Annotated in this window: 12 protein-coding genes; 9 read left to right on the top strand and 3 right to left on the bottom strand. The window is 57.9% G+C overall.

Annotation, left to right across the window (positions count from 1 at the left end; genetic code table 11):
• Positions 1-110: 110 nt before the first annotated feature.
• The 6 genes from dnaE to ERE07_RS08175 all read left to right on the top strand — a co-directional run bounded on the left by dnaE (position 111) and on the right by ERE07_RS08175 (position 8,589).
• Positions 111-3,599: a DNA polymerase III subunit alpha gene (gene dnaE / locus ERE07_RS08200; protein WP_130008338.1), complete on the top strand. Its 3,489-nt coding sequence runs from the start codon at positions 111-113 to the stop codon at positions 3,597-3,599.
• Complete coding sequence (locus ERE07_RS08195) at positions 3,599-4,708, top strand: glycosyltransferase family 4 protein (RefSeq protein ID WP_130008337.1); 1,110 nt, start codon at positions 3,599-3,601, stop codon at positions 4,706-4,708. Before dnaE ends, ERE07_RS08195 begins: the two co-directional genes overlap by 1 nt.
• 206 nt (positions 4,709-4,914) lie before the next feature.
• Complete coding sequence (locus tag ERE07_RS08190; RefSeq protein ID WP_130008336.1) at positions 4,915-6,054, top strand: glycosyltransferase family 4 protein; 1,140 nt, start codon at positions 4,915-4,917, stop codon at positions 6,052-6,054.
• Positions 6,055-6,058: 4 nt separating this feature from the next.
• Positions 6,059-6,913: a polysaccharide deacetylase family protein gene (locus ERE07_RS08185; RefSeq protein ID WP_130008335.1), complete on the top strand. Its 855-nt coding sequence runs from the start codon at positions 6,059-6,061 to the stop codon at positions 6,911-6,913.
• An 84-nt stretch (positions 6,914-6,997) separates the two neighbouring features.
• Entirely contained in the window at positions 6,998-7,837 is an 840-nt protein-coding gene (locus ERE07_RS08180; RefSeq protein ID WP_130008334.1) for a polysaccharide deacetylase family protein, read from the top strand.
• On the top strand, positions 7,834-8,589 hold the full coding sequence (locus tag ERE07_RS08175; protein ID WP_130008333.1) for a glycosyltransferase family 2 protein: 756 nt from the start codon (positions 7,834-7,836) through the stop codon (positions 8,587-8,589). Before ERE07_RS08180 ends, ERE07_RS08175 begins: the two co-directional genes overlap by 4 nt.
• A gap of 6 nt (positions 8,590-8,595) precedes the next feature.
• On the opposite strand, the gene ERE07_RS08170 is transcribed toward ERE07_RS08175, so the two are convergent.
• Entirely contained in the window at positions 8,596-9,360 is a 765-nt protein-coding gene (locus ERE07_RS08170; RefSeq protein ID WP_130008332.1) for a YdcF family protein, read from the bottom strand.
• Between the two features lie 33 nt (positions 9,361-9,393).
• Entirely contained in the window at positions 9,394-10,293 is a 900-nt protein-coding gene (locus tag ERE07_RS08165) for a glycosyltransferase family 9 protein (protein WP_425330964.1), read from the bottom strand.
• A gap of 167 nt (positions 10,294-10,460) precedes the next feature.
• On the opposite strand from ERE07_RS08165, the gene msbA reads away from it, so the two are divergent.
• Together msbA and ERE07_RS08155 are read left to right on the top strand one after the other, a co-directional pair.
• Positions 10,461-12,236, top strand: coding sequence for a lipid A export permease/ATP-binding protein MsbA (gene msbA, locus ERE07_RS08160; protein ID WP_130008330.1), 1,776 nt, complete (start codon positions 10,461-10,463; stop codon positions 12,234-12,236).
• A 17-nt stretch (positions 12,237-12,253) separates the two neighbouring features.
• Entirely contained in the window at positions 12,254-12,748 is a 495-nt protein-coding gene (locus ERE07_RS08155; RefSeq protein ID WP_130008329.1) for a hypothetical protein, read from the top strand.
• Positions 12,749-12,794: 46 nt separating this feature from the next.
• Here the strand turns inward: ERE07_RS08155 and rng are convergent, their stop codons facing one another.
• Positions 12,795-14,264, bottom strand: coding sequence for a ribonuclease G (gene rng, locus ERE07_RS08150; protein ID WP_130008328.1), 1,470 nt, complete (start codon positions 14,262-14,264; stop codon positions 12,795-12,797).
• Positions 14,265-15,172: 908 nt separating this feature from the next.
• Between rng and ERE07_RS21840 the strand changes: the two genes are divergently transcribed.
• Positions 15,173-15,552: hypothetical protein (locus ERE07_RS21840; RefSeq protein ID WP_209021116.1), on the top strand; the 380-nt coding region annotated here is incomplete at its 3' end.

Below are 15,552 nucleotides of genomic sequence, written 5' to 3'. Positions count from 1 at the left end.
AAACAGAGCCAGCCCCGCGGTTTTTCCCTCTTTACAACAGTCCTGCTATATCAGAAGGTCGCGGTGCCCGCGCCTGCCACGACATTTTGCAGGCTGGGTACAATTCCACCATGACAGAAGCCCATACCTTTGCCCCATTCGTACATTTGCGTGTCCACTCCGAATTTTCGATCGTGGACGGTATTGGCCGTATCCCCGAACTGGTCAAGAAAGCTGCCAGCGACCGGCAGCCGGCCATGGCGCTCACCGATCTATGCAATCTTTTCGGCTTCATCAAGTTTTACAAGGCGGCGCGTGGCAAGGGACTGAAGCCGATCGCAGGCGCCGATATCTGGGTTGAAAACGAGCAAGACCGCGATAAACCCTATCGCCTGCTGCTTCTGGTGCGCAATAATCAGGGATATCTTGCCCTGTGCGACATCCTCACGCGTGCCTGGCTGGACAATCAGTATCGCGGCCGGGCAGAGGTCCGGCGGGAGTGGTTGCGCAATCAGGCAGGCTTGATTCTGCTATCCGGCGGGCGTGTCGGCGATGTGGGCCAGATGCTTGAGGCGGGCAAGGTCGATGAGGCTGGCCAGCTTGCTCAGGAATGGGCGCGCGAGTTCCCCGACAGCTATTACATAGAACTGCAGCGCAGTGGTCACGATGGCGACGAAGCCTATGTTCAGGCTGCCATGAGGCTGGCGGCCAAGCACGGCCTGCCTGTGGTGGCCACCCACCCGGTCCAGTTTCTCGAAGAGGGCGATTTTCGGGCGCACGAGGCACGCGTGTGCATTTCAGAAGGCGAGCAGTTGGGCAATGCAAAGCGGGTTCGCCGTTTCACGCGCGAGCAGTACCTGCTCAGTTCAGAAGCGATGATGCAGCGCTTTGCCGATGTGCCCTCGGCGTTGGCCAATACCGTCGAGATCGCCAAGCGATGCAATCTCACGCTGGTACTGGGTAAGCCCCAGTTGCCCGATTTTCCGACGCCGGACGGTATCACGCTCGATGAATACCTGGCGCAGCTGGCCGAAGAAGGGCTGGCCAAGCGCATGCAACAACTGTTTCCCGACGAGGCCGAGCGCAGCGAAAAGTATCCACAGTATCTGGAGCGGCTGCGGTGGGAGTGCCAAACCATTATCGGGATGGGCTTCCCCGGCTACTTCCTGATCGTGGCCGATTTCATCAACTGGGGAAAGCACAACGGCGTTCCCGTGGGGCCTGGCCGGGGTTCCGGCGCGGGCTCGCTGGTCGCTTACTCGCTGGGCATTACTGACCTTGATCCCATCCGCTACGACTTGCTGTTCGAACGCTTTTTGAACCCTGAGCGGGTTTCCATGCCAGACTTTGACGTGGACTTCTGCCAGGACAACCGGGAACGGGTGATCGATTACGTCAAGCACAAGTACGGCAAAGAAGCCGTAAGCCAGATTGCCACTTTCGGCACCTTAGGCGCCAAGGCAGTGGTGCGCGACGTTGGACGCGTTCTTGAAATGCCCTATATGCTGTGCGACGGCCTGTCCAAGCTAATTCCCTTCAATCCGGCCGATCCCTGGACGCTTGAGCGGGCGCTTGAACAGGAACCGTCGTTCAAAGAACGTTACGATCAGGACGAAGAAGTCCGGGCGCTCGTCGATCTCGCCCGCCCGCTGGAAGGCTTGACGCGCAACATCGGCATGCACGCCGGCGGCGTGCTGATCGCGCCGGGCAAGTTGACTGATTTCTGTCCTCTGTATTGCCAGCCGGGTACAGACAGCAATGCGGTGTCCCAGTACGACAAGGACGATGTCGAGGCCGTTGGGCTGGTGAAGTTCGACTTTCTCGGGTTGCGCAACCTCACTATTTTGGACTGGGCCGTGCGCTTTGTGCGCCAGTTCAACGAAGACAAGCGCGATTTCGACATCATGGCGCTGCCGCTCGATAATCCGCAGGCATATCGCCTGCTCAGCGAAGGCAATACCACGGCTGTGTTTCAGCTCGAATCGCGCGGCATGAAGGAGCTGCTCAAGAATCTGCGGCCCAATACGTTTGAAGACGTCATTGCCATGCTGGCGCTGTATCGCCCGGGCCCGCTCGAATCCGGCATGGTGCTGGATTTTGTCAATCGCAAACATGGCAAGGCCGAGGTGGATTATTTCCATCCGGATCTCGAGCCGGTGTTAAAGAGTACCTACGGCGTCATCGTGTATCAGGAACAGGTGATGCTGATCTCGCAGATTATCGGAGGCTATTCGCTGGGCGGCGCCGACCTGCTGCGACGCGCAATGGGCAAGAAAAAGGCCGAGGAAATGGCCAAGCATCGCGCCATTTTCGAGAAGGGCGCCGTGGCAAAAGGCTACGACGCCGAGCTGGCGGTCAAGCTGTTCGACCTCATGGAAAAGTTCGCGGGCTACGGCTTCAACAAGAGCCATTCTGCGGCATACGCACTGATTGCCTACCAGACAGCCTGGCTGAAAGTGTTTCATCCCGCCGAGTTCCTGGCGGCAACGCTGTCCTCCGACATGGATGACACCGACAAGGTTCAGACATTCTGGAAAGATGCACTGGCCAATGGCGTGCAGGTACTGCCACCCGACGTCAATGCCTCGGCATATCGATTTGAACCGGTACGCGACGAATACTCGGCCCGTGGCCAACCGCCCCGCACCATGCGCTATGGGCTGGGCGCCGTCAAAGGAACCGGGCAGGGTGCGGTCGAGGAGATCATTCGGGCGCGTACGGAAGGCGGGCCTTTCCAAAGCCTGTTCGATTTCTGCCGCCGGGTAGACAGGCACACGGTCAATCGCCGCACAGTCGAAGCGCTGATACGTGCAGGCGCCTTTGACCGAATCGAAGAAAACCGCGCGGCCTTGCTTGCCACCATTGGCAACGCCATCGATGCTGCCGAACAGGCCGAACGCAGCGCGAACCAGGTTTCCCTGTTCGCCGATGACGCTAACGATATCGTTGAAGGCGAACTGGCCAAGGTAGCCCCCTGGGATTTGCAAACTCAGCTTACCCAGGAAAAAACGGCGCTGGGCTTTTATTTCAGCGGGCATTTGTTCGACGCCTGGCGCGACGAAGTCAGGCGTTTCGCGCCCAAGCCATTGGCGCGGCTCGAGCCTTCCCGTAGCCTGCAATGGTTTGCGGGCGTACTGTCTTCCGTGCGTGTCAAAATGACACGGCGGGGCAAGATGCTGTATGCGATGCTGGATGATGGCTCCGCGCAGGTGGAGGTTGCGATTTTCAACGAGCTGTATGAACAGCATCGAGACCGCCTCAAAGAGGATCGCCTGATCATCATTCAAGGCAAGGTCAGCAACGATGATTTTTCCGGCGGACTGCGCGTATCGGCAGATTCCGTCTTCGACTTGCAGCTTGCGCGCGAGGCGCGTGCGCGCAGCCTTTGCATCACGCTCAATGGCGAGGCTGATGCGGCGAAGCTGCGTCAGTTGCTCAACCCGTTTCGGGCAGAGCCCGAAAACGGCGTTCCAGGCGTGCCCGTCGAAGTCCGGCTGCTGCGTGACGACTTCCATTGCACCTTGCGCCTGGGCGAAGACTGGCGCGTCCGGATGGCCGATGTCATGCTCGAACAGCTTCAAGGTTGGGCACAACCCGATGGCGTGGAGATTAATTACTGATGACCCCTTTACGAATACTCCATTCCGAAGCAGCCACCGGAATGGGTGGGCAGGAACAATATATTTTGCGCATGTTGAAAGCGATGCGCGAGCGGGGGCATCACATGGAACTGGTGTGTCAACCGCAAGCCCCGCTGGGCCAGCGTGTGCGTGAAGAAGGGTTTACGGTTCACGAAACCCCCATGGACCCGCCGCTGAATTTCGTGCGCAGCATTGCAGCGATACGAAAGATATTGCGCCAGGGGAAATTTGACGTGCTCAATTGCCATAGCCGGCGCGATACGCTGGTGGCAGGCAGTGGCGGGCGTCTTGCTGGAACACCGCTGATTGTGCGCACGCGACATCTCGCCAGCAAGGTAGGCTCCATGTTGTCGTACACCGTGATTCCACATCGCGTGACAGCGGCCAGTGATTTCGTCAGCAACTATCTGGTTGAACGCGGCGTGCCGCGCGACCATGTCGCCACGGTTTATCCGGCGGTCGACCTGCAGCCTCGGCCCCCGCATTCCACACTGCGCCAGGAACTCGGCCTGACCCGGGACGACGTTGTGGTTGGCTGTGTCGCTGTCATGCGCCTGCAAAAAGGGCACAAGGAATTGATCGCGGCCATGGAACCCATCATCCGGGCACGCGCCAACGTGCATCTGGTGATTGTCGGTGGCGGCGCTGCGGCGGTCGTTGATGGCGTCAAGGCACAGGTTCAGGCCCTGGGCCTTGAACATCGCATTCATTTTACGGGTACGCGTCGCGATGTCCCGAATCTGCTCGCAGGGTGTGATCTGTTTGCGCTTGCCACGCGCATCGAAGCTTCGGGAACCGCTTTTGTGGAAGCGGGCGCAGCTGGCTTGCCAGTGGTGGGAACACGCGTGGGGGGCGTGCCGGAAATGATCCGCGACGGCGAAACTGGCATCCTGGTTCCGCTGGACGACCAGCAGGCGCTTACCAGCGCGCTGCTCCGGCTGATTGACGATCCTGATCTGCGGCGGGAAATGGGTAACGCTGGTTTGATGTACTGCCGCGAAGGCGACAATTTCGGACCGGCCAAGATGGCCGAGCGAATAGAAACCTGTTATGTGCGGTGGCTCAAGGAACGTCGGGGATTGGTGTGAAAGCGTCCATTGCGTGTCAAGCCATTGAGCAAGGATTGTGCGATTTGTATTGATTTGTTTTAATTTGCGCGAATTTGTTTGTTCCTGATATCACTCAAAGTATGCTGGTCGGTCATGTTCAGTGCTCTTGCCTTCATTTTGAAATGTAATCAATCCCTCAAGCTTCGTTGTTGCCGGGTCCGCCAGCCATCTGGCCTTCACGCGTCATGAAAGTCTTGATCACCAATATGCACAACCTCAACGGGGGCGGGCATGTCACCTACATCAAGAGCCTGGCGGCGGGCTTGCAGGGGCCTCATGAGATCACCGTTGCCACTCCCGGCACGAGCAGGCTGTACTCGCAGGCGCAGGACATCGCGGGTGTGCGGGTCATAGGCAGGGATTTTGCCTCGCGGTTAAGCGGTGCGGCGCGAGGCGTTGCGAATCTGCGGCGCCTGTTGTGCCGCGAGCGCTTCGATGTGGTGCATGTGAATGGCGCTGCCGACCATCGCTGCGTCATGCTCTCGCGCATGGGCCTGGAACATCCGCCTCCTATTGTCTGGACCAAACACAACACCAAGCCTGTGGGCAGCTTCGGAAACTGGCTGCGTGCCCGGTTTGGCACCGATGCCTGCATAGCGGTCAGTGACACGGTTGCAGGCATGCTGCGCGACTCGCCTTATGGCAGCGGGCATATTCAGGTCATCCGCCTTGGCTTGGATATGCGATGTTTCCCGCCCCTGATGGCCCACGAGCGCCAGGCGGCACGCGAGGCCTATTTTGGCAAACAACATGGCAATATATTGGTGCTGGGTAGTGTCGGCGGCACGGATTATGAAAAGGGCTGGCTAGACCTGGCTTTTGCGGTGGCAAGCCTGGCTCCCGACCTCCGGTCTCGTGTTCGCATTATCGTCGCAGGGGATCCTCCTCCCCGGACATGCCTGACCGCTTTAGCGAAGTCGGGCTTGCAAGACCAGGTGCTGTTTCCGGGTCTGTTGCGGGATATCCGCCCCGTTCTGGCTGCCTCGGATGTTGGTTTTGTGCTTTCGTACACCGAAGCAGCGTCTTACGCCAGTCTTGAGGCCATGGCAGCAGGCTTGCCCACATTAGTGTCAAATGTGGGTGGCCTGCCGGAACACGTGCGCGACGGGCTGGATGGATGGGTCGTGCCCGTGGGCGATGTCCCCGCCATTGCAGCACGGATCCAGCTCATCTTGGACGGAGGCTGCGATCTTGCGGCACTTGGAAACTCGGCAAGGCGTCGGGTCGTGGATGCGTTTTCAGTTGAGCGCGTCTGCCGGGAAACCGAAAGCATATACAAGGCAGTTATGCGAAACTCCGACAAGTCACAGATTAAAGAGAGGTAACGATATGGGTCACGCAGGCGTCGTCCCTGTGCTCATGTACCATCACGTATCCCCTTCGCCCGGCATGATTAACGTGACGGTCGATCATTTTGAGGATCAGTTGCGCTGGCTCCGGCGCCACGGCTATCGGTCCTTGAGCAGCGCCCAGTTTGCCGGGCATCTGGCGGGGCAATCAGTGCCGTCCAAATCCATCCTGATCACGTTTGATGACGGCTATCTGGATAACTGGGTCTATGCTTATCCGCTGCTCAAACAGTACGGTTACAGCGCCATGCTGTTCCTGGTCACATCATGGGCCAATGAAGGTCCGGTGCGGCCCTTTCTCGGGCAGGACACGCTACCCGAAACGCCCGAACACCGAGAGTGCGAAGCCCGCATCGCGCAAGGGCGCAGTGACGAGGTCATTATGCGCTGGAGCGAGGCCAGGGCCATGCAGGAAGAGGGTGTTTTCGAGATTCACAGCCACACGCATACGCACACCCGCTGGGATCTGATTGATCCCGGGCAAAAAAACATGCATATGGCGCGAGAGTTGTCCCAGGCCAGGGAGACGCTGAACCAGCAGTTGGGCGCAGTGTCCGACCACCATTGCTGGCCGCAAGGCTATTACGATCACGAGTATGTTGGCCTGGCGCAGGAGGCAGGTTTTCGTCATCTGTACACCACCATGGCATTCGGCATGAACCGGGCAGGCTCGGATCCCGCGCACATTTCACGCTTTGCCGTCCGCAACACCACAGGCGAATCTGTCGGCCGTCGCATATGGGTGGCACGTAATCCGGTGGTTGGCGCAGCTTTCAATCGATTCAAGCTGTGGAAGCGCAGCAGGCGCGATAAACGTCGTTCCGCTCAGCTGTAACAATTGTTTTTGATAAAACTGTCAAAATGGACAGTTGCCTGATTTACCTGGATTCTGTGCCGGACAGGCCCAGAGAGAGACATTATGCGTACTGCGCCCGTCGTGCCCGTGTTGATGTATCACCATGTCACGCCATCCAAGGGGATGATTACCACATCCCCCGAAAATTTCGAAAATCAGCTTGCCTGGCTGAAACGGCACGGTTATCGCTCGCTCACTTGCGCCGATTTCGCGCAACACCTGAATGGTCACCCCGTGGCCCACAAGTCCATCCTGATCACGTTCGATGACGGTTACCTCGACAACTGGGTCTATGCTTACCCATTGCTCAAACGTTATGGCTTCAATGCTGCGCTGTTTCTTGTTACGTCATGGATAGGCGAGGGGCCTAAACGGCAGCATCTGGGGCAGGGGGTGCTGCCCGAAACACCCATGCACCATGAGTGCACACGGCGGATCGCTGCCGGACGCATTGACGACGTCATGTTGCGCTGGAGCGAGGTAGAGCATATGCGTAACGATGGTGTGTTTGAGTTCCACAGCCATAGTCACACGCACAAGCGTTGGGACAAAATCAGCCCGGAAAACCGGTTGGTGCATGTTGCGCGAGAACTGGATCTCTCGCGTCAAACCCTGCAAGAAAAACTGGGCGAAGTCTCAGACCATTTTTGCTGGCCCGAAGGCTATTTCGAACAGGACTATATCCCGATCGCGCAACAGGCGGGGTTTCGCTATCTTTACACCACCACTCCCTATGGCCAGAATCGGCCAGGCACCGATCCGGCGGGCATCTATCGTGCATCGGTACGCAACCGAGGCGGGAAAATGTTTGGCCAGCGAGTCTGGATCGCGCGCAACCCCATGGTTGGGCCTGTCTATAATCGCTGGAGGCTATGGAAGCGCAGCAACAGGAAGCACGAATGACCTTGTCCGTCATTATCATCACCAAGAATGAGTCCGACAACATCGGCGACTGCCTGGCGTCCGTAAGCTTTGCAGACGAAATCATCGTGGTCGATTCCGGCAGCACGGACGGCACTCGCGATATCGCCGCCTCACTGGGGGCGAAGGTCGCCTTGACCACAGATTGGCCGGGGTTCGGCATCCAGAAAAACCGTGCGCTGGACCTTGCCACGTGTGACTGGGTACTTTCCATCGATGCTGATGAACGGGTCACACCAGAACTGGCCGACGCCATCGGGGCAGCCATGGCCGATCCGACAGCCGATGCCTACAAGATTGCCCGCCTGTCGAATTTTGGCGGGCGCTGGATACGTCACAGCGGCTGGTGGCCAGATTACGTTCTGCGCTTGTTTCGGCGTGGTACAGCCCGCTTCAAGGATGTAGCCGTACACGAAAGCGTGCTGCCGCAAGGGCAGGTTGCGATTCTCAAGGGCCATTTTCTGCATTACCCCTACGCTGATCTTGAAAGCTTTATTGCCAAGATCAATCATTATTCCAGCGTCGCTGCAGGAATGATGCACGCCCGGGGAAAAAAAACCTCTGCGCTCGGGGCGCTGGGCCATGCCATCTGGACATTTATCCGGCACTACGTGGTAAGGCGTGGATTTCTGGATGGCAAAGAAGGCTTTATTCTTGCCGTCATGGCGGGGGCCGGGAGCTTCTTTCGATACACCAAGCTGCTGTTTTTGAACCGCAGACAGCAATCAGAATAAAAAATCTCAAATCCAGCCGCGCATCCAGTACACCAGCAGCGCGACGTACTCCTTGACGATGGAGCGGCTGGCCGATAGCGCGCGCATATTGGGCTGCCAGAACGAAAAGCCGGGTTCGTCGGGCACGGTGATTTGCGCAGGCGCGGGCGCTGCGACGACATCAATGCCTTGCTTGAGAAATACAGCCATCGCGCGCGGCATGTGCAGCGACGACGTCACCAGCAACACATGGCTGATATTGCGCTCGTGCAGCAGTTCGGCTGTGTACAGCGCGTTCTCGTGGGTGGTGAAGCTGCGGGTTTCAAGTAATAAGGCGCGCCCTGGAACGCCCTGGTGTTCCAGCCTGTTGGCCATCATTTGTGCCTCGCTCACGTTGCCGTCCAGCGCGGCACCTGACAGTACGATCAGCGGCGCCCGGCCCGCTTGATACAGGACGCCTGCGGTTTCCACGCGAGAGACGGTGGAATCGCCGATGCTGGGCTGAAACCAGTTCGCGCGGCTGTTCGCGGTGCTGCCGCCAAGCACGACAATGGCCTGGGCCTTGGGCAGGCTGGCGGGGGGCTGCCACGGATGCAGTTGCTCGAGTCGTCCACCAGCCCATAACGACGAAGCGGGCAGAGACCAGAATAGGGCCCAGCACAAACCTGTCGTCGCCAGCACAAAACCTGTTTTACGGTGGCGCGCTATGTAAAACACAGCACCCAGCAGCAGCAGGGCAATGCAAAGATTGGCGGGAATCACCAGGTTGGTCAGAAAGCTCGATAGACTCATGCGCTGTCGTCAGGTTTTCTCAGGTTGCGTATGCTAAGGCAAAAGGGTTTGCAATTGTTCAATCGTCAGATCAAGACTGGGCCACGCATGGGCATCGCCCAGACATGACGCCGTTTCGGACCACGGACCCGTACGTTCAGGTTGTGTTACACCAAAGAGCGTCAGTTGCCGGGCGCCTGCTGCGGCCGCAAGATGCGAAACGCCTGAATCGTTGCAGACGACCAGCGTTGCAAGCCGAGTGAGTGTAGCAAACGCGCCCAGTTTAAGGGGAGACAAAAGTTGCGCGGTGGGCGCCGCCACTTTGGCGGCATCTGCTTCTGCCGGTGGAGGGCACATAACGACTGTTCTGCCCTGGGCCTGCAGATGCCTGGCAAGCCTGTCGTAAAACGGCCAGACCTTGACTTTGCCCTGATGCAGGCCTGTCGCTGTCGGGGCTATCAGGATGAAGCGTTCAGGCTCCAGCCCTGCCTTGGCGATCGCATCGAGCGCTTCGGCCTGGTGGCGCTCGGTCAGGGGCAGTCCCAGGCGGCGGCGAGACGGTAGCGGGGTCGTTGGCACGCCCCAGCGCTTGAGTGCCTGAGTGGTAACGTGATGCCAGGACTGCACTGCGTGCAGGGCGCCGCCAGGCTTGTTCATGGGCCAGCGCAAAATCAGGCTGCGACCGTCGTCACGATAGCCAGCGCTGGGTATTCCGGCAAACTTGAACACCATTGCGCTCGAGAGGGAGTCCGGCAGCAGCAGGCCGTGGGGATGGCGGTGCTGGGCCCTTTTCCGATAGGCATGGACGGTAGCGCGATCCTCGCGCCAGCGCCCCTTCATTTCGATGAAGCCCGCCAGGTCGAATCCCGAAAGCAAATCACGCGCCCAGGGCCGTGCGCACACCACCACCGGAATCTGGGTGGCGAGCAGTGCTTCCAGGCTGGGCAGGCTCATGCAGACATCGCCTATCCAATTGGGAAGTCGTACATAAATGACAGTCGGTATCGGCATCAGGCGGTTGTTAAGTTAAGATCAGGGACTTGGCGGCTGGCATGGGTCATCGCCTGCCGTCCCGGGAACGTTAAAATGACCAGTCCAATAGTATATAAGCGAGTCAATTTTTGAAGTCAGCCGCAAAAGCCGATGCGTCCGGTTCGGACCCCGTCAATAACAGCCTTTGGGGCCGGATATACAGCCGGGTCGCCCAATACTGGAAAGTCATCGTGCTGGCCATTGTGCTTGTCAGCATTGCGGCGGCCACCCAGCCAACGCTCGCCATCATCATGAAACCTTTGCTTGACGACGGCTTTTCCGGCGCCAAGCCTTCCTATGTCTGGTCCATACCCCTGGCGGTCATCGGGTTGATGCTGTTGAGGGGGCTTTGCGTATTCAGCAGCAATTATTTGCTGGCCTGGGTGGCGAACAATCTTCTGCTTGGGCTGCGCAAAGATATGTTCGAACGGCTGCTCGGCCTGTCGGATGAGGACTTCAAGCGAGGCGATTCCGGCCGCCTGCTGAACCGGTTCACGATCGACGCAGGTACGGTCACCAGCCTGGCCACAGAAGTCATTACAGTGATCGTCCGCGAGACGCTTGTTGTGTTTGCCCTGCTGTGTGTACTGCTGTACATGTCCTGGCAGCTTACGGTCATTGTTATCGTCATGCTGCCGGTATCGACATTGATCATGCGCATCTTCATCAAGCGCCTGCGACGCATCAACCGCGAAACCATAGGCATGAACGCCGAGCTGACCCGCGTCGTACGCGAGGGCATCGTGGGCCAGCGTGTCATCAAGCTGTTTAATGGCTATGGGCGTGAGTCTGACCGTTTCAGCTACGTCAATGGCAAGCTGCGCCGCTTTGCCATGCGCGCGGCGACAGCGGATGCAGCCATGTCGCCGCTGTCCCAGTTCGCGATTGCCATTTCCGTCGCAGCCGTGATCGCGGTTGCGCTATATCAGGCCAATCATTCAGGGCTGACGGTCGGAAGCTTCGCCGCCTTCATGACGGCGCTCGGGCAGATATTCGATCCCATGAAGCGCCTGACCAAGATTGCCAGCGCGATGCAGCGCATGCTGATTTCCGCCGAAAGTGTGTTTACCTTGATAGACCAGGATCCAGAAAGCGACACGGGTTCCAAGAAGCTGGCCCACCCCGTACAGGGGCGCGTAGAGTTTCGCAACATCCATCATCGCTTCCCGGACTCCCAGCGCGATACCCTCGACGACGTGTCATTTGTGGCCGAACCCGGGCAAACCATCGCATTGGTGGGCAGATCAGGCAGCGGCAAGACGACGCTGGTCAATATGTTGCCGCGCTTTATCGCACCCGTCAGCGGCCAGGTGCTGATCGATGGCCAGGATATTCAGGACATCAAGCTCGGCGAGTTGCGGTCTCATCTATCGTTGGTCAGCCAGGATGTTGTCTTGTTTGACGGCACGATTGCCGAAAACGTCGGGTATGGCGCCTGGGGTGATTCCAGTCACGACGAAGTACGTCAGGCATTGGCGGCGGCAAATCTGCTGGAATTCGTTGACGGGCTGCCTGATGGCGTCGAAACTCAGGTGGGGGAAAATGCCAGTCAGCTATCAGGCGGGCAGCGCCAGAGGCTGGCCATTGCCCGTGCACTGATCAAGAATGCTCCTATCCTTATCCTGGACGAAGCCACCTCGGCGCTGGATAACGAGTCCGAAATGCAAGTGCAGGCATCCCTGGAGCGATTGATGGTCGGGCGTACCACGCTGGTCATCGCCCATCGACTGTCCACCGTCCAGAAGGCTGATCGCATCGTCGTACTGGATGCCGGCCACATCGTCGAGCAAGGCAGGCATCAGGAACTGCTCGAGAAAAAAGGCCTGTATGCGTCACTGTACCGCATGCAGTTCCGTGAAGACTGAGCGCAGGAAACCGCACCATGAAAACCACAACCGTCACGACTACACGCAGGCTTGGGGAACCGGGTTTGCGCAAAGTAATCCAGGCTACCCTGGCGTTCACCGCATTCGCCTTGATGGCCGGCTGCGCATCCACTCCCGCCGGATTGAGAATGTCCGATCTGCGAGACCCGGTCTATTTCCGGGGCGAACGCATACTGCCAGGGAACTTCCCCACGCTGCAAATGGCCTTGTTCAAGCACGAGCAGGCATGTGGCTACGCGCCCAAGTTTGCGCTGGATAAAGATCAGACCAGTTACGCTACCATCATCGACATGCGCGAGCCGTCTTCATCGTATGAGCATGCGGTGATGATAGACCTGATCCAGTACAAACCCAATTACCTGGCCGACGACCGCGTCAAGGCAAAGGCCTATTCCTACTACGCTGACGCGGCAACGCTGCGGCGCATCGACATGGTCTATCAAGCGATGCTCAATCCGGAGGTTTGTCCGCAGGACAGGGCAGCGGACTGATCGGCGCTCAATTGAAGGGGGCTGCATGCGAGGCACCCCCATCCTTTTATATCAGCACGATGTCGTATTGTTCCTGAGAGTACTGGGTTTCGACCTCCAGCGAAATCGGTTTGCCGACGAAATCGCCCAGCATGGCCAAGTGCGTGCTTTCCTCTTCAAGAAACAGATCCACAATGGCCTGCGAGGCAAGAATGCGGAATTCCTTGGGGTTGAACTGGCGCGACTCGCGCAGGATTTCCCTGAGTATTTCATAACACAGGGTACGCGCCGTACGTACATTTCCGCGCGCCTGGCAGGTAGGGCAGGGCTCGCACAGCTGATGCGCCAACGAATCCCTGGTACGTTTGCGGGTCAGTTCCACCAGCCCCAACTGACTGAATCCGCTCACCGTCATCCGTGTTCTGTCTTTCGCGAGCGCCTTGTTCAGTTCGGCCAGCACCGAGCTGCGGTGCTCGGGATCGTCCATGTCAATGAAATCCAGGATGATAATGCCGCCCAGATTGCGCAGCCTGAGTTGACGCGCCACCGCGACCGCTGCTTCGAGATTGGTTTTGAAAATAGTGTCGTCGAAGTTGCGGCCGCCGATGTAGCCGCCGGTATTGACATCAACAGTGGTCAGCGCTTCGGTCTGGTCAATAATCAGGTATCCCCCTGACTTGAGGTCCACGCGGCGAGACAGCGCACGCGCGATTTCCTCATCCACCCCCGCCATGTCAAAGAGGGGGCGCTCCCCACTGTAATGCCGGATGCGTTCCAGCACAGACGGTGTATACACACTTGCCCATTCCAGCAACTGTTGCGTGGTCGTGCGTGAGTCAATGAGAATCGAGCCTGTCGTCGGGCACACCATATCCCTCAGCACGCGCTGCGGAAGCGTCAGATCGGTATACAGCAGCGAGGGTGCGGGCTGGCGCTTGGCCTTGTCCTGTATGCTGGCCCAGATGGTACGCAGATACGATTGGTCGGCCTGCAGCTCTTCGTCGCTGGCGACCTCGGCTTGCGTGCGAACGATGAATCCGCCGGTTTCATCGGCAGGTCGCAGGCCAATCACCCGTTCGCGCAGCGCGTTGCGCTCCTCTTCCGATTCGATTTTCTGGGAAATGCCAACATGCGGATCGTAGGGCAGGTATACCAGCATGCGCCCCGCGATACTGATCTGGGTGGAAAGCCTGGCGCCTTTGGTGCCCAAGGGATCTTTGATCACTTGCACCAACAGCGACTGTCCTTCGAACAACAGCTTTTCTATGGGTGTTACAGCGATGCCATTGCTGCGCTCGTTGCGATTTTGCCGAAGATCAGCAACATGAATGAATGCGGCCCGTTCCAGGCCGATATCGACAAAAGCGCTTTGCATGCCAGGCAGCACGCGCACGACTTTGCCCAGATAAAGATTGCCGACGTGGCCGCGCTGAATACTGCGCTCAACATGGATTTCCTGCACGGCGCCTTGCTCAACCAGTGCGACACGGGTTTCAAAGGGGGTCACGTTGATCAGGATGTCTTCGTTGAAGGGCATGTGGCGAGTCCGGATAGGTGATCTGTTGTGATAGGGGATGTGTATCTTCCGGAAAGTATAGAGTGTGCGCGCGGATCTTTGCTGATTGGTTTTGTGCCGCAAGCGTATTTGTGTGATTCGCGAAAGCCATTGCTGCGAAAATCTTCCGGCGCCGCGCAAGGGTGTGCGCAGGCCAACTCCCCATGTAACGTCCTGGTGGGAGGGCGGACGCTGGAGGGCGGCAAGCAGAAAAGTCCATACAGACGCTAATACGCAAACCATATAAAGGAGTTACGTATAGGCGCTACATATGGGATCCCTATGCAGAAGTCCCAAGCAGAAGTCCCAAGCAGAAGTCCCAAGCAGAAGTCCCAAGCAGAAGCCTCAAGCAGAAGCCTCAAGCAGAAGTCCCAAGCAGAAGTCCCAAGCAGAAATCCCAAGCAGAAATCCCAAGCAGAAATCCCAAGCAGAAATCCCAAGCAGAAATCTCAAGCAGAAATCTCAAGCAGGAACCCTATATAGACGCCCTGTACAGGAATTGCCAGGGACAGCGTGGAGGGGGCTGTTGAAGTAAGGTTTAATTGATGAGGCCTTTCTTTTATGCGCAGTGGATGCAGAAAAAGCCGCCTGAGGCGGGGGCGGCGCTTTCACATCCAGTCCATTTTGATGGGGCTGGCTTGCTCTAATTGCGCAGGGGGCTATCCAGCCGCCGCCCATTTTTCTGTCACCGGCACTATTCATTCACCGCGATCTGCCTTGGTAATCCACGGCGATCTGCCTCGGTAATCCACGGCGATTTGCCTGGGTAACTCACCGTCACCTCGATCTGCCGCGGTAATTCACCGCGATTTGCCGCGGTAATTCATTTTCATGGGACGGTTTAAGGGAAAAAACCTTAAAACCTCCCTGTGGCGCGCCGATTATCAAGGGTGGCCAAAATATTTTTTCTCTCGCTCAAAAAAACATTTCAATTATGTTTCAAAGGCTTGCTGCAAAGACAGGGTATTTTTGGGTGCGGCCGGCGTATTTGGCGGGGTAAATCGACTTGCGCGGATAAAAATAGCTATGCTATAGTTCTGTTCTTCGCAGCACACAACGTTAGGGTTTACCCTGATGTGCTGATCGAACCGCAGGGCCGGTTGATTCCTTCAGGAACGCCAGGCGCGGGTTCAGGATCGCACGGTGCGGGGCGAAGCGGCAGTAAACGCGGTACGAAGGGTCGATTTGACAAGCGCAAAAAACTCCTTCATAATCTCGTTTCTCTGCTTAACGAACAGCACGCAGTAAGCGGTTCGGGCAGTACAGGTAA

The organism is Allopusillimonas ginsengisoli, from assembly GCF_004153455.1.
GTDB classification, from domain to species: Bacteria; Pseudomonadota; Gammaproteobacteria; order Burkholderiales; family Burkholderiaceae_B; genus Allopusillimonas; species Allopusillimonas ginsengisoli.
Note: the sequence above shows the minus strand (reverse complement) of the source record. Positions and strands in the feature narration are given on the sequence as shown.

Excerpts from the sequence above, each read along its gene's own strand:
- ERE07_RS08190 (WP_130008336.1), top strand. The coding sequence starts at position 4,915 with ATGAAAGTCTTGATCACCAATATGCACAACCTCAACGGGGGCGGGCAT.
- ERE07_RS08195 (WP_130008337.1), top strand. The coding sequence starts at position 3,599 with ATGACCCCTTTACGAATACTCCATTCCGAAGCAGCCACCGGAATGGGT.
- ERE07_RS08170 (WP_130008332.1), bottom strand. The coding sequence starts at position 9,360 with ATGAGTCTATCGAGCTTTCTGACCAACCTGGTGATTCCCGCCAATCTT.
- ERE07_RS08165 (WP_425330964.1), bottom strand. The coding sequence starts at position 10,293 with ATGAGCCTGCCCAGCCTGGAAGCACTGCTCGCCACCCAGATTCCGGTG.
- ERE07_RS08180 (WP_130008334.1), top strand. The coding sequence starts at position 6,998 with ATGCGTACTGCGCCCGTCGTGCCCGTGTTGATGTATCACCATGTCACG.
- dnaE (WP_130008338.1), top strand. The coding sequence starts at position 111 with ATGACAGAAGCCCATACCTTTGCCCCATTCGTACATTTGCGTGTCCAC.
- rng (WP_130008328.1), bottom strand. The coding sequence starts at position 14,264 with ATGCCCTTCAACGAAGACATCCTGATCAACGTGACCCCCTTTGAAACC.
- ERE07_RS08175 (WP_130008333.1), top strand. The coding sequence starts at position 7,834 with ATGACCTTGTCCGTCATTATCATCACCAAGAATGAGTCCGACAACATC.
- ERE07_RS08185 (WP_130008335.1), top strand. The coding sequence starts at position 6,059 with ATGGGTCACGCAGGCGTCGTCCCTGTGCTCATGTACCATCACGTATCC.
- ERE07_RS08155 (WP_130008329.1), top strand. The coding sequence starts at position 12,254 with ATGAAAACCACAACCGTCACGACTACACGCAGGCTTGGGGAACCGGGT.